Source organism: Streptomyces broussonetiae (assembly GCF_009796285.1).
In the GTDB taxonomy this organism is placed as follows: domain Bacteria; phylum Actinomycetota; class Actinomycetes; order Streptomycetales; family Streptomycetaceae; genus Streptomyces; species Streptomyces broussonetiae.
Map to the genome: position 1 here is coordinate 4,733,981 of NZ_CP047020.1, position 22,634 is coordinate 4,756,614.

The following is a 22,634-nucleotide window of genomic DNA, read 5'->3' on the forward strand; positions in this document are numbered from 1 at the left end:
AGCTCACCCACCGTGATCCACACGGACACCGGCGGCGGGGTCGGCCGGCGAAAGGACTACCCGTCCCATCACTCCATCATGGGCCGTGCTGTTCCCCTGCGCCCTCCCGGCCGAAGCCGTCCTCGACATGTGCCAAGGTGCGCTGAGCCGACAGCGGATTCCACGGATCGGCGGCGGCGGTCAGCAGGCGTTCGGCGGTTCCGGCCGGCTCGTCGGGCGGGACGACCAGCAGCTCCCAGCGCCCCAGGGTGCCGCAGTCCAGGGTGATGGCATGCTCCTCGGCGGTGGCGTCGCTCAGGACGACCTCGATCACGTGGTCCGGCGCCGACACGGTCAGTGGCGCGTCAGGCCAGGCCGCAGCGCCGACCGTGACGCGGGTGACCGTGCCAAGGCCGGGGTCGAGCGAGCCCACGAGCGCGGGCAATTCCAGTTCCAGCGCGTCGCAACGCGGCCACCACGCTCCGTCCAGCGGGCCGTGGCTGGCCTCCGGCGTGAGCCTCAGCCGTGCCAGCGGCATCCTGTACGTGTGCGCGTCACTCGGCGGCCGGTCTCCCGCGGCGGTGCGGGGGAGTCCATCGTGCGATCCCGTCCGGGCGGCCTGGAGCTGCCCTCGTTCGCCACTCGCCGGGAACGGCGCTGTCCTGATCATGCGCCCGACATGCTCTCGGTGTCTTCAAGGCTACGCCCGGCTTGGAACGGCGGCCCGAGGCGCAGGCAGCGAAGATCCGCTCTCCCGGAACAGGGTCAGCACGCAAGGAGCGCCCCGACCGGGCAGCCCGACCATCTCCCCGTGGTTCCGCCAGCCCCACGAGTCGTAGGCGGCTTGTCCGGCCCGGTCGGCAGGAATCAGCAAGGCCACTCCGAGCTCGGTGCGCTCATCGGCCAGCAGACGCTGTTGCAGACGGCGGCCGATGTCGCGGCGCTGTGGGTGCTGGTGCGCCACGACCTGGGTGAGGAGCAGGAACCGGGCACAGCCGGTGAGCCGTTGGACGCTCTCCTGCAACCCCTGCTCGGACCGGCTGACGGGACTCACCGGAAACCCGAAGACGCACCCCACCAACACCGTCGTCTCGGCCACCAGCAGCGCGAAGCCAGGCCGTCGGGCGCCGACGGCAAGCCGCCGCAGGAAGTCGTCCCGCATGAAGGGGCCGGCCACGGCCAGGTCGGCGATGTCCTCGCTCATCCCCTCCACCTGCCGGCGAGTCAGCCTGCGCAGGCGGATCCCGTCCTTGACGACCGGCGCACCGGCGCGGTCGCCGGACGTCTGCGTCCCGCCGGCCGACGGACCCGCCGCGGACGTGTCCAGCAGATCGCGGAGCAGGGACGCGGAGCCGGTGCCCGCGAGGAGCCGGGTGATCTGCGCGCACGGATGGTGCAGGTGCAGGCAGGAGTGCACGAGGCCGGCATGCCGTGACGCCGTCAGGAAGACGTCCAGGCCCTTGGCGTCACAGGAGCCGACCGTGGTGAGATCGACGTCGATGGCTGCCATGCCGTCGCGCAGGCACTGCTCCAGCGCGGCCCGCAGCAGGGGCGCCGAGGCCGGCCAGATGTCGCCGACGAGCGTGACGATGGCCCGCTCCCCCCGGTCACGCCGGTGGATGTCCAGGCGCTGCACGGCCATCACCCCGCCCTTCGGCGGGGAAACGCAACGACCAGGGAAGGGTGCGGAGTTGTTGTGATCGCGGCGGGCATGATTGCCGACCCGTCTCCGCACCGCCGCTCGGACGGCCCGGGGTTCGTCTCTCGCCGAGGACGACCCGGCAGGACGGCCGGAGTGCGTGATGCCCTCGGTATCTCCACCGTACGCCGCCGGCCGACTCGGCCCGCAGCACCGGACGGGCTCACCCGTAAGGCCCGTAAGGAGCGCACCGCCTGCCGAGGCTCATGGAGACATCCGGGGCAGACGGCCCACTCGTGGGGCACACTGCCGTACCTCACGCCCGCCGGGTATCCGCTGAGGGCGGTCTCACACAAAACCGCCGCAGGTGGCCGCGCTTCCCGCTCACGCATCGCGCACGCAGGAGCCCGGAAACGAAGCAGCGTCCGAGCCAGCTGACGCCGACCCGGACGCTGCGTAGCAGGTCAGGGGCCATATCCCCCGCCTACCCACCGTAGGCCCTGTGGGACTCGAACCCACAACCAATGGATTAAAAGTCCACTGCTCTGCCAATTGAGCTAAGGGCCCAGGAGATGTTGCCTGTCCGAGCATAGCCGGACGCGGCCGTGTCTCCGATCGGGTATCGGTGCACCGGCCGCGTCGCGGGTGACAGAGTGGGCGGGATGCTCACCTTTCGGCCGGATCGGGGACCGGAACCCGGTCCGAGGTGAGGAACCAGTGGCGGGCCGAGGCCAGCCACCACGTCGCCGCGAAGCCGAGGACGACCAGGACGGCAACGGGCGCGTAGTTGAAGGTCTTCCAGGTGACCGGGGAGACCTGGGGGAGCATGAAGAGGATCGTGATGGCCACCACCCACCCCACCGAGACGACCCCGATCGCCCCCGACCAGCGGCCCAGGTGCCACGGCCCGCGTTCGAAGCCGGCGCCCCTGCGGACGCGCAGGAACGTCGGGATGACGTACGCGATGTACAGGCCGATCACCGCGATCGACGTCACCGCCGCGTACGCCGTCGAGTTGATCAGGTAGGGCAGGCCCAGCACCAGGGCGGCCAGAGCGGCCAGCCAGACCGCTGCCACGGGGGTGCGGGTGCGCGGGCTGACCGTGTGCCAGATGCGCGAGAAGGGCAGCGCGCCGTCCCGGGAAAAGGCGTAGATCATACGGCTGTTGGCGGTCACCGAGGCCATGCCGCAGAAGAGCTGGGCGCCGATCACCACCAGCAGCATCAGCTTGCCGGTCGTCGCTCCCAGCGCGTCGAGGAGGATCTGGGCGGGCGGTGCGCCGGTCGGGGACGTCAACTCCTTGCCGTAGGACTGGATCGCGAACGTGAAGCCCAGCAGGAGAACGAAGCCGGCGATCCAGGACGTCCAGATGGAGCGGACGATGCCCTTGGGGCCCGCCGTGGACGCGTCGTGGGTCTCCTCCGTCATGTGCGCCGAGGCGTCGTAGCCGGTGAAGGTGTACTGGGCCATCAGAAGGCCGAGGAGGACGACGTACGGGCCGCTGCCCCAGCCCGTCTGGTTCACGAACTTCGTGAACACGAAGGACGCCGACTGGTGGTGGTCGGGGACGATGGCGAGGGCGCCGACGATCACCGCGACGCCGAGCACGTGCCACCACACGCTCACGCTGTTCAGGAACGCGACGATCCGGACGCCGAAGGTGTTCAGCAGGCCGTGCAGCAGGAGGATCGCCGCGAAGAGCAGGACCGTGCGGCCCGGCGTCACCTCGAAGCCGAACTGGAGGTTCAGGTACGCGCCGAGGAAGGAGGCCGCGCCGAAGTCGATGCCCGCGGTCACGGCGACCTGGCCCAGGACGTTGAACCAGCCCGTGAACCACGCCCAGGCCGCCGCCGAGCGGGGTGGCGCGAGGCGATGGGCCCAGAAGTACAGGCCGGCCGACGTGGGGTACGCGGAGCAGATTTCGGCCATCGACAGACCGACGAACAGCGTCATCAGGCCCACCGCCACCCAGCCCCAGGTGATCACCGCCGGGCCGCCGGTGGTCATGCCGAAGAGATACAGGGTCAGGCAGCCGGACAGCACCGAGATGATCGTGAAGGAGACTGCGTAGTTCGAGAACGCCGACATACGGCGGGCGAGAACCTGGGTGTAGCCGAGCTGGGCCAGCCGTTCCTCGTCCGACGGGCCGTGTGCGCCGTGCGTTTCGCTCACTCTCGCGTCTTCTGTCATGCCCCCAGCAATTCCCTTGGCGGGGACGGGACATGCCTCACGCCGTGACCAAAAAGGGCCCGTACGACGTGGTCGTACGGGCCCTTCTCGGATCACTCGGTGGCGCTCACCCGGTGTCAGCCGTTGCGCTTCCAGCGGGGCTTGTCGTCGCGGCGGCCGAAGGAGCCCGTGCCGCGGTGGTCGTCACGGCGGCCGAAGGGACGCTCGTGGCCACCGGACCGGAAGCCCGGGCGGTCGTCACGGCGGTCGCGGTTGAACGGACGGTCGCTGCCCCGGTGTCCGCCGCGCTCGTCCCGGCGGAAGCCGCCACGGTCGTCACGGCGGTCGTCACGGCGGTCGTCACGACGCTCGAAGGAACGGCCACCACGGTCGTTGCGGTCACGGTCGAACGGACGACGGTCCTCACGACGCTCGAAACCACGACCACCACGGTCGTCACGACGCTCGTCACGGCGCTCGAAGCCACCACGGTCGTCACGACGCTCGAAGGAACGACCACCACGGTCGTTGCGGTCACGGTCGAACGGACGACGGTCCTCACGACGCTCGAAACCACGACCACCACGGTCGTCACGACGCTCGTCACGGCGCTCGAAGCCACCACGGTCGTCACGACGCTCGAAGGAACGACCACCACGGTCGTTGCGGTCACGGTCGAACGGACGACGGTCCTCACGACGCTCGAAGCCCCGCTCGCCCCGCTCGCCGCGGTCCCGGTCGAAGCCGCGCCGCTCCCGGCGCTCGTACGGCGCCGAAGCCGCCGGACGCTCCTCGCGCTCGGCCTGCTGCGCGGCGGCGGCCTCGGCGACCGCCAGTTCCTCCGCGGCCGTCGCCTGGGCCTCGGCCACCGCCGCCTCCGGGTCCTCGCCGCGCTCGCGGGCGACCCGGGCGACCAGTCGGTCGGACTCCTCACGCAGCTCGCTCGCGCGGCGCTGGGCGCGCTCCAGCTGCTTGGTGAGCTGGGCGACCTCACGCTCGGCCTGCTGGGCGGCGTTGTTCGCGGACTCGGCCTGGACCTCGGTCATGGAGCGGGCACCGGTGATCTCGGCGACCTCCGGGTCGAAGGCACCGGCGCCCTGGATGATGTGGCGCGCGGCGTCGACGCCCGCGTCCTCCATGAGGCGGAAGATCTGGCGGCGCTGGTGCGGCAGGGACAGGGAGACGACCGTGCCGGTACGGCCCGCACGGGCGGTACGGCCGGCACGGTGCAGGTAGTCCTTGTGGTCGCCGGCCGGGTCCACGTTCAGGACCAGGTCGATGCCGTCGACGTGGATGCCACGGGCGGCGACGTCGGTGGCGACCAGGACGTTGACGTAACCGTCCTTGAAGTCGGCCAGGGTGCGGGTACGGGCGCCCTGGGTCATGCCGCCGTGCAGCGCGTCGGCCTTCGCGCCCGCCTCGCGCAGCTGCTCGGCGACGCGGTCGGCGCCCAGCTGGGTGCGGACGAAGATGATCGTGCGGCCCTTGCGGGAGGCGATCGCGGCGGTGACCGGCGCCTTGTCCTTGGGCTTCACGATGAGGATGTGGTGCGACATGGTCGTCACCGCGCCCTGGGCCGCGTCCACCTCGTGGGAGACGGGGTTGTTCAGGTAGCGGTCGACGAGGGTCTGGATCTCGTTCTCCATCGTGGCGGAGAAGAGCATGCGCTGGCCGCCGGCCGGGACCTGGTCGAGCAGCTCGGTGACCTCGGGCAGGAAGCCCAGGTCGGACATCTGGTCGGCCTCGTCCAGGACGGCGATCTGGGTGTCCTCGAGGGAGCAGGCGCCGCGGTTGATGATGTCGCGCAGGCGGCCCGGGGTGGCGACCAGGATGTCTACGCCACGCTCGAGGGCGTAGATCTGGTTGCCCATCGAGGTGCCGCCGCAGACGACCTTCATCTTCAGGCCGAGGACGTCGCCGTACGGCTGGAGGGCGTCGGCGACCTGCATGGCCAGCTCACGGGTCGGGGTGAGGATGACCGCGCGCGGCTTGTGCTTCTGGGTACGGCCGCCGGCCAGCGTGGCCAGGGTCGGCAGACCGAAGGAGAGGGTCTTGCCGGAGCCGGTGCGGCCACGGCCGAGGATGTCCTTGCCGGCCAGGGCGTCCGGGATGGTCGCGGCCTGGATCGGGAAGGGGGTCGTCACGCCGTTCTGCGCAAGCTTGCGCACGATGCCCTCGGGCAGGCCGAGGTCGGCGAAGGTGGTCTGGGGGGTGGTGTCAGCGGCCTCGGGGGCCTCGGTGACCTCGGTCGTCACGTCGGTGAGTTCGCTGTCGAGCTGGTTCAGCTCGTTGAACTCGTTCTCGGACACGACAAACTGGTCAGTACTGGACACGGACATGCGAATGCGAAACCTTCCGGAGTCTCGTCGGCACGCGCCCGTCAACTCCGTGATTCGCTCACGACCGCCTCAATGCGGTCCGCCACGGCAAAGGAGAGTACGCGCCACACGGCGCGCTCTGTGGTGGCGCCGGGCAAATGGGATCAAACGATCTACCACCATACGCACCCACCACCCCTGAAGGCAAACCGGGCCTCAAAGTCGCAGGTCGGCTCCGGTTGCCCCGCTCAGGCAGGCACGCCCGCCACGGGGGCCGGCTCACGCTGGACCAGCTGCGGGCCGGCCCCCTCGTGCGCCGAGGAGGACGGCTCGGCCGACGGGGGCGCGGAGGTGGCCGGAGGCGGGGTGGAGGCCGGAGGGGCGGGTGGGGCGGAGGTGGCCGGCGGGGGCGCGGGCGGGGCCTTGGTCGGCACCGGGTCCCCGGGACCCGCGGTCTTCCCCGGCCGCCCGGGCTTGCCGGGCTGCGCGGGCGTCGCGGACGCGCTGCCCACGCCGGAGGAGGTGGCCGACGCGCTGGGCGACTCCCCGGGCTTCGCCTTGCCGCCGTTGCCGTGCTTGCCGTCGCCCGCCGCACCCTCGCGTCGGCCGCCGACACCGATCACCGGGCCGCCGTCGGGCGCCTCGCCGCCGTGCCGGCCCGCCGAGTGCGAGGGCCGGGCCCCGCCGGCGTCGTCACCGACGTTCACACAGCCCGCTGCGGCGGCGACGGTCAGCAGGGTGACGGCGAGCCGGGCGGGTACGTACAAGGGGCGCACAGCGGCCACCTCCGGGGCAAGGAAAGGAGTCAACCTCCCCAACTCCCGCCGCCCGCAAGAGGACACGCGCCCCGTACGCATCGGGGCTCAGCCGTACCCGAGGGCGTGCAGCCGCGCGTCGTCGATCCCGAAGTGATGAGCGATCTCGTGCACCACCGTCACCTCGGTCTCCGCGACCACGTCCTCCCGTGACGCGCACATCCTGAGCGTCGGCCCCCGGTAGACCGTGATCCGGTCGGGGAGAACCCCCGCGTACCACTCACCGCGATCGGTCAGCGGGGTCCCCTCGTAGAGTCCGAGCAGCCCGGGATCGTCCGCCGGCGGCTCCTCCTCGACGAACACCGCCACGTTGTCCATCAGCCGTGTCAGCTCCGGCGGGATCCGGTCGAGCGCCTCGGCGACCAGTTCCTCGAACTCCTCGCGCGTCATCTCCAGCACAGGGTCATTGTCCGGTACGAGCGCTTCGTACGAGAGCGGCGCGGCGTCGCATATCCACACCCGGACATGGGCATACGGGACCAATGGTCCGCGTCCCCGTCGCAGCCCTCCGCACGCTGACGAACCGCGTACGCCCGCGCCGCGCACGCCGCGGCACCCGCACGCTCCGGGGCCGCGGACCGGCGGCCCGCCCGCTGCCCGGCCCGGGACGGACCGTCCGCCCCTGGCTGAGCGGCCTCGGGCTCATGGCCGTCATCCTCGTCGGGGCCTGGCTGGGCCTGCTGATCGTCGGGAGCGTCCGGGCCCCCGTCGGCCCGATGAACACCACGATGACGCTGCGCCCCTCCCTCTCCGGCGGCACGAAGATCAACATCTCGCCGCTGGGCGCACTCACCCTCGACAGCCACGTGGCCCCGGTCCGCCTGGACGTCAACGTCGACCAGCTCGACCCGCTGCGCGCCCAGGACCTGGTCGACCACCCCGAGCGGCTCTCCGGACTGCAGGAGGAGGTCACCCGCGACGTCGAGCACGGCACCCTGGACCTGGCCGTGCGCTCCTGTGCCGCGGTGGTCGCAGGCGCCACCACCCTCGGCCTCGCCGTCTACCGCCGCCCGCGCCGGGCCCTGGCCGCGGGCGGACTGGCCCTGGCGCTGCTCGCCGCCTCGGGCATGTCGGCGTACGCCACCTGGAACCCGAGGTCGGTACTGGAGCCCAAGTACTCGGGGCTGCTGTCCTCGGCGCCGTCCGTGGTCGGCAACGCACGCAGCATCGTCACCGAGTTCGACGTCTACCAGAAGGAGCTGGCCCGCCTGGTGACGAATGTGACGAAGCTCTACGCCGTCACCTCCACGCTCCCGGCCTACCAGCCGGACCCCTCCACCATCCGGGTCCTGCACGTGTCGGACATCCATCTCAACCCGGCGAGCTGGAAGATCGTCGCCTCGCTGGTGGAGCAGTACAAGGTGAACGTGATCGTCGACTCCGGCGACACCATGGATCACGGCATAGCGGCCGAGAACGGCTTCCTGGACCCGATCAGGGACCTGGGCGTGCCGTACGTCTGGGTGCGGGGCAACCACGACTCGATGGTCACCCAGCGCTATCTGCAGCGGATGAAGAACGTGCACGTCCTGGACGAGGGACGTGCGCAGACGGTCGCGGGCCTGCGCTTCGCGGGCATGGGCGATCCACAGTTCACGCCCGACCGCTCGGTGGCGCCCGGCGGCAACGCGGCCGAACAGCTGGCCGGCGACCGGCTGGCCAGCGCCCTGCGCGACCAGAGGGCCCGGCACACCCCGGTCGACGTCGCCGTCGCGCACGAGCCCGCCGCCGCCCGCGAGACGGACGGCGAGGTGCCCCTGGTGCTCTGCGGCCATCTCCACCACGAGGGGGACGAGATGCTGCCCTACGGGACCCGGCTGCGCATGGAGGGCTCCACGGGCGGCAGCGGGCTGCGCGCGGTGGAGGGCAAGTACCCCGCCCCGATCGAGGCCTCGATCCTCTACTTCGACCGGGACAGCCGCCGTCTCCAGGCCTGGGACGCGATCAGGCTGGGCGGGCTGGGCGAGACGACGGCCGAGGTCAGCCGCCATCTGGCCACCCCGGTCAAGCCCGGCACCGGCCCGAGCCCGTCCGGGTCGGCAACCTCCTCCGCCCCCTCGCCGTAAACCGTTTTGGCGATAGCCCTCGCCATCCCATATGCTTCTCACGTCCCCGACGCGCTGAGAAGCGCCCAGGCGGGCCGATAGCCCTCATCGTCTAGCGGCCTAGGACGCCGCCCTTTCAAGGCGGTAGCACGGGTTCGAATCCCGTTGGGGGCACGCAAGATCGTGTGCGACACTGTTGCACGCACAAGCTTGGTCCTGTGGAGCAGTTTGGAGTGCTCGCCACCCTGTCAAGGTGGAGGCCGCGGGTTCAAATCCCGTCAGGACCGCTGAGGTTTCACGTGAAACCTCGTGGCTGGGTAGCTCAGTTGGTACGAGCGTCCGCCTGAAAAGCGGAAGGTCGCCGGTTCGACCCCGGCCCCAGCCACAGCCAGAAGGCCCCGTTCGATGAACGGGGCCTTCGTCGTACACGGGGGAGAGCAGAGCGATGAGCCAGGACCAGGTCGTGGCGATGACGGCGGGCACCCAGCTGGAGAAGACCCGGGCGCGGTACGGGCTGCTCGCGGTCGTCGTCAGCAACCTCGCAATCGTCGTGGTCGCGGTCGTCGGCGTCTGGCGGCTCGACGGGGACAAGTCGGTGATCGTGGGCATCCTGACCGCCGCGTTCACCGCTATGAGCAGCATGACCACCGCCTACCTGGGGATCAAGGCCATCTCCAACACCGCGAAGTCGCTCGCACAAGGCGCCGCGGCGGCCTCGGCATCGCCGCTCTCCGTGCCGCCCGCCGCCGTGCCGCCGGTCTCCGTGCCGCCGGCTCAGCGCAGCAACTAGCCCCCACGACGGAGCCGCATTTCGGGCACGGATCCACGCCTCTTCGGGTGCCGTGTCCGGCCCGGCTCAAATCATTCGCGTGATTTTCGGCCGGGGTGAGATCCTGGACCGCGTATGTCTACGCATCCCGCCCCCGCCCTCGGCACCCTCGCCCCCCGTCTGACCGAGCTGTCGCTGCGTGACGCGCACCGGCTCGGGCGGCGGCTCGAGGGCGCGCGCAAGATCCGTAAGCCGGAGGCCCGCGCCGCCGTCCTCGCCGATATCGAGGCCGAGGTCGACAGGGCCGAGGCACGGATCGGTGAACGGCGTGCCCGTGTGCCCGCCGTCTCGTACCCCGAGCAGCTGCCCGTCAGCCAGAAGAAGGACGTGATCGCGGCCGCCATCCGCGATCACCAGGTCGTCATCGTCGCCGGTGAGACCGGTTCCGGCAAGACCACCCAGATCCCCAAGATCTGCATGGAGCTGGGCCGGGGCGTGCGCGGCATGATCGGGCACACCCAGCCCCGCCGTATCGCCGCGCGCACCGTCGCCGAGCGGGTGGCCGAGGAGCTGCGGACGCCGCTCGGCGAGGCCGTCGGCTGGAAGGTCCGCTTCACCGACCAGGTCAGCCCGGACGCCACCTTCGTCAAGCTGATGACGGACGGCATCCTGCTCGCCGAGATCCAGACCGACCGCGAACTGCGCGCCTACGACACGATCATCATCGACGAGGCCCACGAGCGGTCCCTCAACATCGACTTCCTGCTCGGATATCTGGCGCAGCTGCTGCCCAAGCGGCCGGACCTGAAGATCGTCATCACCTCCGCCACCATCGACCCCGAGCGTTTCTCGCGGCACTTCGGCGACGCGCCGATCATCGAGGTCAGCGGGCGGACGTACCCGGTGGAGGTGCGCTACCGCCCCCTCCTCGAAGAGGAGTCGGAGGACGCCGACCGCGACCAGATCACGGCCATCTGCGACGCGGTGGAAGAACTCCAGGCCGAGGGCCAGGGCGACATCCTCGTCTTCCTCTCCGGCGAGCGCGAGATCCGGGACACGGCGGACGCGCTGGAGAAGAGGAAGTACAGATTCACCGAGATCCTGCCGCTGTACGCGCGGTTGTCCCATGCCGAGCAGCACCGGGTCTTCCAGCCGCACGCCGGGCGCAGGATCGTTCTCGCGACCAACGTCGCCGAGACCTCCCTGACCGTTCCCGGCATCAAGTACGTCATCGACCCCGGCTTCGCCCGGATCAGCCGCTACAGCCACCGCACCAAGGTCCAGCGGCTGCCCATCGAGCCGGTCTCCCAGGCCAGCGCCAACCAGCGCAAGGGCCGCTGCGGCCGTACGTCCGACGGCATCTGCATCCGGCTGTACAGCGAGGACGACTTCCTCGCCCGGCCGGAGTTCACGGACGCGGAGATCCTGCGGACGAACCTGGCCTCCGTCATCCTGCAGATGACCGCCGCCGGCCTCGGCGACATCGAGAAGTTCCCCTTCATCGACCCGCCGGACCACCGCAACATCCGCGACGGCGTGCAGCTGCTGCAGGAGCTGGGCGCGCTGGACCCGGCGCAGAAGGACCCGCGCAAGCGGCTCACCGACACCGGCCGCAAGCTGGCCCAGCTGCCCGTCGACCCGCGCCTGGCCCGTATGGTCCTGGAGGCCGACAAGAACGGCTGTGTGCGTGAGGTCATGGTGATCGCCGCCGCGCTGTCCATCCAGGACCCGCGCGAGCGCCCGGCCGACAAGCAGGCCCAGGCCGACCAGCAGCACGCCCGCTTCAAGGACGAGACCAGCGACTTCCTGGCCTATCTGAACCTGTGGCGGTACGTCCGCGAGCAGCAGAAGGAGCGGGGCTCCAGTTCCTTCCGGCGGATGTGCAAGCAGGAGTACCTGAACTTCCTGCGCATCCGCGAGTGGCAGGACATCTACACCCAGCTGCGTACGGTCGCCAAGCAGATGGGCATCCACCTCGCCGAGGAGGACGCACCCGGCGACCGCATCCACGTCTCCCTCCTCGCCGGCCTCCTCTCCCACCTCGGGATGAAGGACGTGAAGGACGGCAACAAGAACGAGTACCTGGGCGCCCGCAGCGCCAAGTTCGCGATCTTCCCGGGCTCGTCGCTGTTCAGGAAGCAGCCCAAGTTCGTGATGTCGGCCGAGCTGGTGGAGACGTCCAGGCTCTGGGCCCGGGTCAACGCCAAGATCGAGCCCGAGTGGGTCGAGCCGCTCGCCGAGCACCTGCTCAAGCGGACGTACAGCGAACCGCACTGGGAGAAGGACCAGGCGGCCGTGATGGCGTACGAGAAGGTCACGCTGTACGGCGTCCCGATCGTCGCCCAGCGCAAGGTGAACTACGGCCGGATCGACCCGGAGGCGAGTCGCGAGCTGTTCATCCGCAACGCGCTGGTGGAGGGCGACTGGCGCACGCACCACAAGTTCTTCGCCGACAACCGCAAGCTCCTCAGCGAGGTCGAGGAGCTGGAGCACCGGGCGCGGCGCCGGGACATCGTGGTCGACGACGACACGCTCTTCGACTTCTACGACCAGCGGGTGCCCGAACACGTCGTCTCCGGCGCGCACTTCGACTCCTGGTGGAAGCACAAGCGGCACGAGCAGCCGGACTTCCTGGACTTCGAGCGGGAGATGCTCATCCGGGAGTCGGCGGAGGCGGTCACCAAGGCCGACTATCCGGACTCCTGGCGGCAGGGGCAGCTCAAGTTCCGGGTGACGTACCAGTTCGAACCGGGCGCGGACGCGGACGGTGTGACGGTCCACATCCCGCTCCAGGTGCTCAACCAGGTCACCGACGAGGGCTTCGACTGGCAGATCCCGGGCCTGCGTGAGGAGGTCGTGACGGAGCTGATCCGTTCCCTCCCCAAGCCGGTCCGCCGCCACTACGTGCCCGCGCCGAACTACGCCAAGGCGTTCCTGGAGAAGGCGGTGCCCCTGCAGGAGCCGCTGACGGTGACGATGGCGCGCGAGCTGAGGCGGATGGTCGGCGTGCCGTTCGAGGCGCAGGACTTCGACTGGTCGAAGGTCCCGGACCACCTGAGGATCACCTTCCGGATCGTGGACGAACGGCGCCGGAAACTGGCCGAGGACAAGGACCTTCAGGCCCTGCAGCTCCAGCTGAAGCCCAAGGCGAGGAAGGCCCTGTCCCAGGTGGCAGCGGCCACCGCTTCTCGCGAGGGCGGCGAGTCCCTGGAACGCAGGGGGCTGACCGACTGGACGATCGGCACGCTCACCCGGGTCTTCGAGACCCGCCGGGCCGGCCAGCCGGTGAAGGCGTACCCGGCACTGGTGGACGACGGCGACACGGTCTCGGTGCGGCTCTTCGACACCGAGGCCGAGCAGGCGGAAGCCATGTGGAAGGGCACCCGGCGCCTGATCCTGCGGAACATCCCGGTGAACCCGGCGAAGTTCGCCTCGGAGAAGCTGACGAACGCCCAGAAGCTCGCCCTGTCCGCGAACCCGCACGGCTCCATCCAGGCCCTGTTCGACGACTGTGCGATGGCCGCGGCGGACAGGCTGATCGCGGACTTCGGCGGCCCGGTCTGGGACGAGGAGTCGTACCGGAAGCTGTACGACAAGGTGCGCGCGGAGATCGTGGACACGACGGTCCGTACGGTCGGCCAGGTGCAGCAGGTGCTGGCCGCCTGGCAGGCCTGTGAGCGCCGCCTGAAGGCCACGAGCAGCCCGGTGCTGCTCGCGAACCTGACAGACGTCAGGGCGCAGCTGGACGCCCTCGTGAAGCCGGGCTTCGTGACCTGGGCGGGCATACGCCGCCTGCCCGACCTGATGCGCTACCTGGTGGCCGCGGACCGCCGCCTGCAGCAGATGCCGACGGGCGTCCAGCGCGACACCACCCGCATGGAGAAGGTCCACGAGATGCAGGACGAGTACGCCTGGCTCCTGGAGCAGCTCCCCAAGGGCCGCCCGGTTCCGCAGGCCGTCCTGGACATCCGCTGGATGCTGGAGGAGCTGAGGGTCAGCTATTTCGCGCACGCCCTCGGCACCGCGTACCCCGTCTCCGACAAGCGGATCGTGAAGGCGATCGACGCGGCCGTGCCGTAAGCGTACGTGTACAGGGAGTGAGTTCGACCAGGCGGCCCCACCTCCTGTACAGTCTCTTTTCGCAGCGCAACGCAGCAAGCCGAGCGCCGCGAAACCTGGTCCTGTGGAGCAGTTTGGAGTGCTCGCCACCCTGTCAAGGTGGAGGCCGCGGGTTCAAATCCCGTCAGGACCGCACAGAAGAGAGAAGGGCCCCCGCGAGGGGGCCCTTCTTCTGCGTCCGGCCCTTACGCCCGGCCGTGCTCCCGACCCTGCGGAAGGCCGCAGACGTCCGCGGCCTTGACGGCGCCACATTCCCTCGGTACCCAGAAGGCAGGGCCCGCTTCCCTCTGCGGCCCCGGAGGTGGGGTATGGCGGCATCGGCCAGGCACGAGACGCGGGCGCTGCTGAGGGCGCATCTGTCGGCCGCCTCGCCCTTCCGGCACCTCACCCGCCACTGCCCCGTCTGTCATCACCTCCTGCGGCTGGCGATGGACGCCGGAACGCGGATCCGGGAGGCGGGCGACGAGGGCGTCGAGGATCTCGAGGACGAAAGTCCCTGCAGCGCGTGACCAACGCCCGCCCCAACTGCCCACCGTGCGTGGGACCCTGGAAGCTGTCGCTCCACTAGCGCACACATGCCCCCGGCAACAACCGCCGGAGCATGTGACGGGAGTCACCGCATGAGTTTCCAAAAGGGCGGAACTTACCCCCGTCCTACAACTGGTCAATTTAATATGTGCAATTGCACCAGCTCCGGAGGGCTCGCACAGCGGTTCCGACAGCCCTCCCCAGACTCCGACAAGCCCGCTCACAGACCCGCCCCCACACGCCAACCAGCGCACAAAAAAGATCGCGCTGGACCCGGCGGAGTCCAGCGCGATCTACGACGCACCCTGTGTCGCTGCCTACAACGTTCTCTTCGGCTCGGGCGTGGGTCCTGTTGGGGCAGGCCCCGTGTCGCTTGGAGCTAGGGTTCGGACGTCTCGGCGGGTTGGGGGACCAGCCGTTTCGCCCGGTTATGCAGTTGTTCAGGCCTCGCTGCGCTGCTGCGGGATACCCGCGAGCAGAGCGCGGACCTCGGCCTCGCGGTAGCGGCGGTGCCCGCCGAGCGTACGGATGGACGTGAGCTTGCCGGCCTTCGCCCACCGCGTGACCGTCTTGGGGTCGACGCGGAACATGGTGGCGACCTCAGCCGGGGTCAGCAGCGGCTCGGCATCAGGGGTGCGAGCGGTCATGAGCGGCCTCCTCGGGAGAACCGAACCTTCTCGGTTCTTTCCTCTAAATTCTGCACCTTGACCCGCGTTGCCCGAAATGGCGGACGCGAGTCGAGTCGGTTATAGGACGAACGGCTTGTCCTCGGCACTACAACTACACCATCTGTCCAGCCGCGTCGGCCAAACCGATGGAATTGCCCTCCCAGGTGTTCATCAGCGACGGAAGCCGATGGACCATGCCATAGCGGACAGTCACGCCACTGTGACGATCAGTCACAGGACGATCAGGAGTCATCAGACCCCCCAAAGCACGCAATGCCGAGATTCCACCCACAATGGAGCATAGTTGGGCGGACGGAGCCCTCCCCGGACTCCTTGTCCTATTTTGGCATGAGGAGTGGCAAGAGACGCAAGGGCCCTGTACGTGCGGTCCGTCACGCTTCAGCCATCCTTGACACAAACGCCCGGATCGGGACCAACGTCCCGTCAGATGGCCAAGTGCGGTAGACCGTATGCCGTTCGACGACGTTTTGGATCGTGACGTACGTCACTCAGGCCATGGGCCGGTACCGCTCAGTTCGCCGAGCGCCGGTCCCGTACCGACCGCCAGCGCTCCACGAGCCGCCCGTACGCCTCTCCGGCAGCCGCCCCGTCGCCCCGGCGCAGCGCCTCGATGCCGTCGGCCACGTCCGCCGCCGAATGGTCGCCCTCCAACTCGCCGGCCGGCAGCACGTGCACCAGGCCGCCGTAGTCCAGCTCCACCAGCGAGCGCGGGTGGAACTCCTCCAACCAGCGGCCGACGTCCACCAGGCCGTCGATCAGCGGGCCTTCCTCGACGGTGTCCTTGAGCGTGCGCAGGGCCCGCGCCCCCCGGCGCCGGGCCTGCACCATGGGCGTGCGGTAGCGCAGCAGCGGGGGCACCTCGGCGGTGCCCTTCTCGTAGCGCCGCTCCTCGTCGGAGACCAGCACGAACCAGTTGAGCGGCACCTGCCAGGTCGCCGTGCGGATCCACGGGCGGGCATCGGGGTTGCGGGCGAGCCAGCGCTCGTAGTCCTGGGCGGCCTGGCGGCGTACGACCGGCGGCAGTACCGCGTCCAGTACCGCCGCGGGCAGTTCCTCGACCAGCTCGCCGAGCGCCTGCCAGCCGCGCAGCCGGGTCCGCCAGGGGCACACGCAGACCACGCCGTCGGCCTCCAGCACGAAGGCGTCGCTGCTCTCGTGCACCGGCACCGCGACCGGCGGGGTGGGCAGCAAGTCGGCGAGCGAGCGGCGCAGTTCGTCCTGGTAGGAGGGGCGGTCGCAGCGGCGTGCGTAGCGCGCCCAGTGGCTGCGCTCCGGCTCCGGGAAGGCGCCCAGCGGCTCGTACACGCGCAGGTACGCGGCATAGGGGACGACCACGGAGGACACCTTCGGCACGCCTGCTCCCTCCCCATCGGGCCCGGCTCGAAAACCGCTGCAAAACCACTGCAAATCGTCCCACGTACATGCGTGCGCGAGAGGCACGCGAGAGTGATCCTGAACACTGCGCGGATGGTGATCGGGCCGAGGCTCTACGCTCATGCCACGGCACCCCGCCACCCGCACGGGGTCCACCCCACTCGCCGCTATTTACACAGGAGTCACCACAGTGACCGACGTAACCGGCGCGTCTGCTGATGTCCTGCACTCCCTGTTCCACTCGGACCAGGGCGGCCATGAGCAGGTCGTGCTCTGCCAGGACCGCGCCAGCGGCCTCAAGGCCGTGATCGCCATCCACTCCACCGCCCTGGGCCCGGCCCTCGGCGGAACGCGCTTCTACCCGTACGCGACCGAGGCCGAGGCCGTCGCCGACGCGCTCAACCTCGCCCGCGGGATGTCGTACAAGAACGCCATGGCCGGCCTCGACCACGGCGGCGGCAAGGCCGTGATCATCGGCGACCCGCAGCGCGACAAGACCGAGGAACTGCTGCTCGCCTACGGCCGCATGGTCGCCTCGCTCGGCGGGCGTTACGTCACCGCGTGCGACGTCGGCACCTATGTCGCCGACATGGACGTCGTGGCCCGCGAGTGCCGCTGGACCACCGGCCGCTCCCCGGAGAACGGCGGCGCCGGCGACTCCTCGGTGCTCACCGCCTTCGGCGTCTACCAGGGCATGCGCGCCTCCGCCCAGCACCTGTGGGGCGACCCCTCGCTGCGGGACCGCAAGGTCGGCGTCGCGGGTGTCGGCAAGGTCGGTCACCATCTGGTGAAGCACCTGCGGGACGAGGGCGCCGAGGTCGTCGTCACGGACGTGCGCACCGACGTCGTCGAGCGGATCCTCGGCCAGTACCCCGAGGGCGTGACGGCGGTCTCCGACACCGAGGCGCTGATCCGGGCGGAGGGGCTCGACATCTACGCGCCCTGCGCGCTCGGCGGCGCCCTGAACGACGCCAGCGTGCCGGTCCTCACCGCCAAGGTGGTGTGCGGCGCCGCCAACAACCAGCTCGCGCACCCGGGCGTGGAGAAGGACCTCGCCGACCGCGGGATCCTCTACGCGCCGGACTACGTGGTGAACGCGGGCGGAGTCATCCAGGTCGCCGACGAGCTGCACGGGTTCGACTTCGACCGGTGCAGGGCGAAGGCGGCGAGGATCTTCGACACCACGCTGGCCATATTCGCACGTGCGAAGGAAGACGGGATTCCGCCGGCCGCCGCGGCCGACCGGATCGCCGAGCAGCGGATGGCCGAGGCCCGAGCGGGCCGTACGGCAGGATGAACCGATCGCACACATGAGCGGTACCCGTCGGCGGGAACTTAGAGAGAACTCTCACTTCCACCGGCGGGTCGTTCCCCGATAAGTGGTTAAAATCGCCACTGACCAGCAAGGACGAGGTGCCTCGAGGGTCCTGTGCACACGCGCGTGCTGCGGGCGACGTACCGTAGGGGCGCGGGCTCAGGTACCGTGGAAGCCCTACGGACCGGCCTCTCTGCGGAGAGTCCGTTCCGGATCATGAACGCGTGTCAGACTCTGGGGCCGTCGAGCCCCGTCACCGAGGGGGTCGAGCCATGGGGCGCGGCCGGGCCAAGGCCAAGCAGACAAAGGTCGCCCGCCAGCTGAAGTACAACAGCGGTGGGACTGACCTGTCACGTCTGGCCAGTGAACTGGGCGCATCGACTTCGAGCCAGCCGCCGAACGGCGAGCCGTTCGAGGACGATGAGAACGACGAGGACGATCTCTACTCTCGCTACGCCGACCTCTACGAGGACGACGACGAGGATGAGGACGAGAAGGATCCTCACCAACAGCACCGTCGCGGCGCTTGACCTTGCAGTGACCAGTCCGGTCGGTGGCAGAGCCACCGACCGGTTTCTGTGCTTTCCGCACGGTCACCGCCCGCCGGATCAGGCGGAGTAGTCTCCGACCAGCTCGGCGCCGGTCGTCTTCTCGCCACGCTCGGTGATCTCACCGGCCACCCAGGCCTCGACCCCGCGGTCGGCCAGAGTCGTGAGGGCCACCTCGGCGGAGTCCTGAGGGACGATCGCCATCATGCCGACGCCCATGTTCAGGGTCTTCTCCAGCTCCAGGCGCTCGACGTCGCCGGTCCTGCCGACCAGGTCGAAGATCGCGCCCGGGGTCCAGGTGGAGCGGTCGACCGTGGCGTGCAGCGTGTCCGGGATCACGCGGGCCAGGTTGGCCGCGAGACCGCCGCCGGTGATGTGCGAGTACGCGTGCACATCGGTGGTGCGGGTCAGCGCCAGGCAGTCCAGCGAGTAGATCTTCGTGGGCTCCAGCAGCTCCTCGCCGAGGGTGCGGCCGAGGTCGGCGACCTCGGCCTCCAGGGCCAGGCCGGCGCGGTCCAGCAGCACGTGGCGGACCAGGGAGTACCCGTTCGAGTGAAGACCGGAGGACGCCATGGCGATCACCGTGTCACCCTTACGGATGCGATCCGCGCCGAGCAGCCGGTCGGCCTCCACGACACCCGTACCGGCGCCGGCGACGTCGAAGTCGTCCGCGCCCAGCAGGCCCGGGTGTTCGGCCGTCTCGCCGCCCACCAGGGCGCACCCCGCGAGCACACAGCCCTCCGCGATGCCCTTCACGATGGCCGCGACGCGCTCGGGGTGGACCTTGCCGACGCAGATGTAGTCCGTCATGAACAGCGGCTCGGCACCGCACACCACGATGTCGTCCATGACCATGGCGACCAGGTCGTGGCCGATGGTGTCGTAGACGCCCATGCGGCGCGCGATGTCGACCTTCGTGCCGACGCCGTCCGTGGCGGAGGCGAGCAGCGGGCGCTCGTAGCGCTTGAGGGCGGAGGCGTCGAAGAGGCCGGCGAAGCCGCCGAGGCCACCGAGGACCTCGGGGCGCCGGGTCTTCTTCACCCACTCCTTCATCAGCTCGACCGCGCGGTCGCCCGCCTCGATGTCGACTCCGGCAGCCGCGTAGGAAGCACCGGTGGAACGGCTCTCAGACATTGCCTGGGATCTTTCGGGTTGGTTTCTACGGGGCTTACGGGCGACGGATGGCGTCGGCCGCGGCCGTGGCGGCGGGCCCGGCGGCCAGCTCGGTCTCCAGCAGCTGCTTGCCGAGCAGCTCGGGGTCCGGCAGCTCCATCGGGTACTCGCCGTCGAAGCAGGCGCGGCACAGGTTCGGCTTGGCGATCGTGGTCGCCTCGATCATGCCGTCGATGGAGATGTACGCGAGCGAGTCGGAGCCGAGGCTGGTGCCGATCTCCTCGATGGTCATCCCGTTGGCGATCAGTTCCGCGCGCGTGGCGAAGTCGATGCCGAAGAAGCAGGGCCACTTCACGGGCGGCGAGGAGATCCGGATGTGGACCTCGGCGGCGCCGGCCTCGCGGAGCATGCGGACCAGGGCGCGCTGGGTGTTGCCGCGCACGATGGAGTCGTCGACGACGACCAGGCGCTTGCCCTTGATGACTTCCTTGAGCGGGTTCAGCTTCAGGCGGATACCCAGCTGGCGGATGGTCTGCGAGGGCTGGATGAAGGTCCGGCCGACGTAGGCGTTCTTCACGAGACCGGCGCCGAAGGGGATGCCGGAGGCCTCCGCGTAGCCGATGGCGGCCGGGGTACCGGACTCCGGGGTCGCTATGACGAGGTCGGCCTCGGCAGGGGCTTCCTTGGCGAGCCGGCGGCCCATCTCCACCCGGGAGAGGTAGACGTTCCGGCCGGCGATGTCGGTGTCCGGGCGGGCCAGGTACACATACTCGAAGACACAGCCCTTGGGCTTTGCTTCCGCGAATCGCGAGCTGCGCAGACCGTTCTCGTCGATGGCGACGAACTCGCCCGGCTCGATCTCCCGCACGAAGCTCGCGCCGGTGATGTCCAGGGCGGCGGTCTCGGAGGCGACCACCCAGCCGCGCTCCAGGCGGCCGAGGACCAGCGGGCGGATGCCCTGCGGGTCGCGGGCGGCGTAGAGGGTGTGCTCGTCCATGAAGACGAGCGAGAAGGCGCCACGCACCTTGGGGAGCACCGCGTGCGCGGCCTCCTCGATGGTCAGCGGCTTGCCGTCGTCATCGACCTGGGCGGCGAGCAGGGCCGTCAGCATGTCGGTGTCGTTGGTGGCCGCGACCCGGGTGGAGCGGCTGTTGTTGTCGTTGGGCAGCGCGGCGACCATCTCGGCGAGCTGCGCCGTGTTGACCAGGTTGCCGTTGTGGCCGAGCGCGATCGAGCCGTGCGCGGTGGCACGGAACGTCGGCTGGGCGTTCTCCCACACGGAGGCGCCGGTGGTCGAGTAGCGGGCGTGTCCGACCGCGATATGACCCTGGAGCGAACCGAGCGAGGTCTCGTCGAAGACCTGGGAGACCAGGCCCATGTCCTTGAAGACGAGGATCTGGGAGCCGTTGCTGACCGCGATTCCCGCGGATTCCTGACCCCGGTGCTGGAGGGCGTAGAGCCCGAAGTACGTGAGCTTTGCGACCTCTTCGCCCGGAGCCCAGACACCGAAGACGCCACACGCGTCCTGGGGGCCTTTCTCGCCGGGGAGCAGATCGTGATTGAGTCGACCGTCACCACGTGGCACGGCTCCGAGTGTAGGCGAGGTCGACCACTGGTCCGAATTGGGGATACGCGACCGTAACGGATCACTGTCTGCGGATCACCTTGGCGCTTTCTTGATTTACGCAGGTCAGCGAGGTGGCAGCCGGAACGGGACGGTCATCGGGGGAACCTCGGGCGGCGTGTGCACCCGGGTTTGCCGTATGCACGAGTGAGGTTCGTCGCACATCAACCGGAGGCGTGACGGCTGAGGTGCACGAGGTCGCCGTCGCCGTCGGTGAGCGTCAGCGTCCGGTCGTCGCCCCGGGCGACCAGCGTGCCGGTGGTCAGTGCGCGGGCGAAGGCACGCTCGAAGTCCATCCGGTCCGGGGCGCAGGCCATCCGGGTGGTGCGCAGGTCACCGAGGGTGATCCGGTCGCCCTGCACGGTGGCCCGGGCGCTGAACTGGTTGCAGCCGAGGTTGCCGGCCGCCCTGCCGTCCGCGTCGATGCGCAGGTGGGCGGTGGCGGGCGCGTGCCGGATCGTACCGCCGACGGTCAGGCTGTCGACCCGCCAGTCGACGCCGGTCACCTGCTGCCCAGGACTCACCGCACCACTGTCCGCCCTTCCGGTGCCACAGGCCACCGTGAGCGGGACGAGTACGGCGGTCAGCATCAGGGTCAAGCGCTGCTTGTACCGGTTCATGGTGATTCGACGTCGGCCCGGTCACGCCGGTTCCGCTAGGACATCAGCGGCAGCACAGGTCCGATGTCCGCCCGCTCCCCACTGGCGCTCACCTTGGCCTGCGCCACGGCGTCCGGCCAGCTCACACGGCCGGTGGCGAGCCGGATCCAGGTCAGCGGGTCGGTCTCCACGACGTTCGGCGGGGTGCCGCGGGTGTGCCGGGGGCCCTCGACGCACTGCACGACGGCGTACGGCGGCACGCGCACCTCGGTGGAGCCGCCGGGCGCCTTCACGGCGAGGGCGTCGGCGAGCAGCCGGGTGGTGGTGGCCAGGGCCTGGCGGTCGAACGGCACGTCCAGGCCGGGAACGGCGGCGTTGAGGTCGTCGGTGTGGACGACGAGTTCGACGGCGCGGGTGACGAGGTAGTCGTCCAGGGGAAGCGCGCCCGCGTTGGTCTCCAGCAGCCGGCTGCCCGGATGTTCGGCAAGGAGTGTGCGCAAGGACGCGTCGACGTCGGTGAGGTAGGCGTCGAGATCGGGGTGCTCCGCGGCGAGACCCCGCGTGAACGCGTCGATGGCGGAGGCGTTGACGGTGGTGGCGAACGGCCACCGCACGACCGTCGCGTCCTGCCGCAGCGGAGCGGGCAGGCCGAGGGCGCGGTGCACGGCGGTCACGGCCATGCCGATGTGCGCGATCAGGTCGCGTACGGTCCACTCGCCGAGCCGGGTGGCCAGGGCGAGTTGCTCGGGGCCGAGACCGCGCACGGCCTCACGGACGTTGCCGAGCTGGGCGAGGACGGCGGCGCGTGTCTTCGCGGGGTCGTAGGTACGGGCGCGCTTCTTGGCCGGGGGCATGGCGGTGAGCCTATGCCTTCGCCGCGCGGTCCTTCAGGCCGTTTTCCGGCGGGCCGAGTGCCGGACCGGCACAGCGGACCGGCGGCGGCTCCGGACGGCGCCGGAACCGCCTCGGAGCCCCCTCCGCCGAGCGACCG

At 70.1% G+C, this 22,634-nt stretch carries 18 protein-coding genes and 5 tRNA genes; 10 read left to right on the top strand and 13 right to left on the bottom strand.

All coding sequences use genetic code 11. The annotated features are described in order from the left end of the window. Positions 1-76 precede the first annotated feature (76 nt). The 7 genes from GQF42_RS21915 to GQF42_RS21945 all read right to left on the bottom strand — a co-directional run bounded on the left by GQF42_RS21915 (position 77) and on the right by GQF42_RS21945 (position 7,319). Entirely contained in the window at positions 77-517 is a 441-nt protein-coding gene (locus GQF42_RS21915) for a DUF5994 family protein (protein WP_150945574.1), read from the bottom strand. Between the two features lie 162 nt (positions 518-679). Further along, positions 680-1,621 (bottom strand): STAS domain-containing protein, encoded by a 942-nt coding sequence (locus GQF42_RS21920; protein WP_158922452.1) that lies wholly within the window; start codon positions 1,619-1,621, stop codon positions 680-682. Between the two features lie 491 nt (positions 1,622-2,112). After that, positions 2,113-2,185, bottom strand: a tRNA-Lys gene (locus GQF42_RS21925). A 99-nt stretch (positions 2,186-2,284) separates the two neighbouring features. Further along, the gene (locus GQF42_RS21930) at positions 2,285-3,808 is read right to left on the bottom strand and encodes an amino acid permease (RefSeq protein ID WP_158922454.1); all 1,524 of its coding nucleotides are present in this window, start codon (positions 3,806-3,808) and stop codon (positions 2,285-2,287) included. 116 nt (positions 3,809-3,924) lie between these two features. Then, positions 3,925-6,126 carry a DEAD/DEAH box helicase gene (locus GQF42_RS21935; RefSeq protein ID WP_158922456.1) on the bottom strand — a complete coding sequence of 734 codons (2,202 nt, stop codon included), beginning with the start codon at positions 6,124-6,126 and terminating at the stop codon, positions 3,925-3,927. 227 nt (positions 6,127-6,353) lie between these two features. Continuing rightward, positions 6,354-6,881, bottom strand: coding sequence for a hypothetical protein (locus GQF42_RS21940; RefSeq protein WP_158922458.1), 528 nt, complete (start codon positions 6,879-6,881; stop codon positions 6,354-6,356). Positions 6,882-6,968: 87 nt separating this feature from the next. Next, on the bottom strand, positions 6,969-7,319 hold the full coding sequence (locus GQF42_RS21945; protein WP_158922460.1) for a metallopeptidase family protein: 351 nt from the start codon (positions 7,317-7,319) through the stop codon (positions 6,969-6,971). A gap of 83 nt (positions 7,320-7,402) precedes the next feature. On the opposite strand from GQF42_RS21945, the gene GQF42_RS21950 reads away from it, so the two are divergent. From GQF42_RS21950 to GQF42_RS21985, 8 genes are all read left to right on the top strand, one after another. Further along, a complete protein-coding gene (locus tag GQF42_RS21950) occupies positions 7,403-8,986 on the top strand; it encodes a metallophosphoesterase family protein (RefSeq protein ID WP_158922462.1) in 1,584 nt (527 codons plus the stop codon). Between the two features lie 80 nt (positions 8,987-9,066). Further along, positions 9,067-9,139 (top strand) — tRNA-Glu (locus tag GQF42_RS21955). Between the two features lie 38 nt (positions 9,140-9,177). Continuing rightward, positions 9,178-9,252: transfer RNA gene (locus GQF42_RS21960), tRNA-Asp, on the top strand. Positions 9,253-9,276: 24 nt separating this feature from the next. Further along, a tRNA-Phe gene (locus tag GQF42_RS21965) sits at positions 9,277-9,350 on the top strand. Between the two features lie 60 nt (positions 9,351-9,410). Continuing rightward, positions 9,411-9,755, top strand: a complete 345-nt coding sequence (locus tag GQF42_RS21970; protein ID WP_233273415.1) for a hypothetical protein — start codon at positions 9,411-9,413, stop codon at positions 9,753-9,755. A gap of 114 nt (positions 9,756-9,869) precedes the next feature. Next, positions 9,870-13,814: an ATP-dependent RNA helicase HrpA gene (gene hrpA, locus GQF42_RS21975; RefSeq protein WP_158922464.1), complete on the top strand. Its 3,945-nt coding sequence runs from the start codon at positions 9,870-9,872 to the stop codon at positions 13,812-13,814. Between the two features lie 97 nt (positions 13,815-13,911). Next, a tRNA-Asp gene (locus tag GQF42_RS21980) sits at positions 13,912-13,986 on the top strand. A gap of 175 nt (positions 13,987-14,161) precedes the next feature. Then, positions 14,162-14,362: a DUF6274 family protein gene (locus GQF42_RS21985; protein ID WP_158922466.1), complete on the top strand. Its 201-nt coding sequence runs from the start codon at positions 14,162-14,164 to the stop codon at positions 14,360-14,362. Positions 14,363-14,821: 459 nt separating this feature from the next. On the opposite strand, the gene bldC is transcribed toward GQF42_RS21985, so the two are convergent. Together bldC and GQF42_RS21995 are read right to left on the bottom strand one after the other, a co-directional pair. Next, complete coding sequence (gene bldC / locus GQF42_RS21990; protein WP_003949541.1) at positions 14,822-15,028, bottom strand: developmental transcriptional regulator BldC; 207 nt, start codon at positions 15,026-15,028, stop codon at positions 14,822-14,824. Between the two features lie 552 nt (positions 15,029-15,580). Beyond that, a complete protein-coding gene (locus GQF42_RS21995; protein WP_158922468.1) occupies positions 15,581-16,423 on the bottom strand; it encodes a hypothetical protein in 843 nt (280 codons plus the stop codon). Between the two features lie 211 nt (positions 16,424-16,634). Here GQF42_RS21995 and GQF42_RS22000 point away from each other — a divergent pair, with 211 nt between their 5' ends. Together GQF42_RS22000 and GQF42_RS22005 are read left to right on the top strand one after the other, a co-directional pair. Then, positions 16,635-17,741 (top strand): Leu/Phe/Val dehydrogenase, encoded by a 1,107-nt coding sequence (locus GQF42_RS22000; RefSeq protein ID WP_158922470.1) that lies wholly within the window; start codon positions 16,635-16,637, stop codon positions 17,739-17,741. 290 nt (positions 17,742-18,031) lie between these two features. Continuing rightward, positions 18,032-18,289, top strand: coding sequence for a DUF3073 domain-containing protein (locus GQF42_RS22005; protein WP_158922472.1), 258 nt, complete (start codon positions 18,032-18,034; stop codon positions 18,287-18,289). 78 nt (positions 18,290-18,367) lie between these two features. On the opposite strand, the gene purM is transcribed toward GQF42_RS22005, so the two are convergent. The 4 genes from purM to GQF42_RS22025 all read right to left on the bottom strand — a co-directional run bounded on the left by purM (position 18,368) and on the right by GQF42_RS22025 (position 22,497). Further along, entirely contained in the window at positions 18,368-19,441 is a 1,074-nt protein-coding gene (gene purM / locus GQF42_RS22010) for a phosphoribosylformylglycinamidine cyclo-ligase (RefSeq protein WP_158922474.1), read from the bottom strand. A gap of 34 nt (positions 19,442-19,475) precedes the next feature. Beyond that, positions 19,476-21,005 (bottom strand): amidophosphoribosyltransferase, encoded by a 1,530-nt coding sequence (gene purF / locus GQF42_RS22015; protein WP_158922476.1) that lies wholly within the window; start codon positions 21,003-21,005, stop codon positions 19,476-19,478. Positions 21,006-21,208: 203 nt separating this feature from the next. Then, complete coding sequence (locus tag GQF42_RS22020; RefSeq protein ID WP_233273782.1) at positions 21,209-21,634, bottom strand: META domain-containing protein; 426 nt, start codon at positions 21,632-21,634, stop codon at positions 21,209-21,211. A 65-nt stretch (positions 21,635-21,699) separates the two neighbouring features. Continuing rightward, on the bottom strand, positions 21,700-22,497 hold the full coding sequence (locus GQF42_RS22025; RefSeq protein ID WP_158922480.1) for a maleylpyruvate isomerase family mycothiol-dependent enzyme: 798 nt from the start codon (positions 22,495-22,497) through the stop codon (positions 21,700-21,702). Positions 22,498-22,634 lie beyond the last annotated feature (137 nt).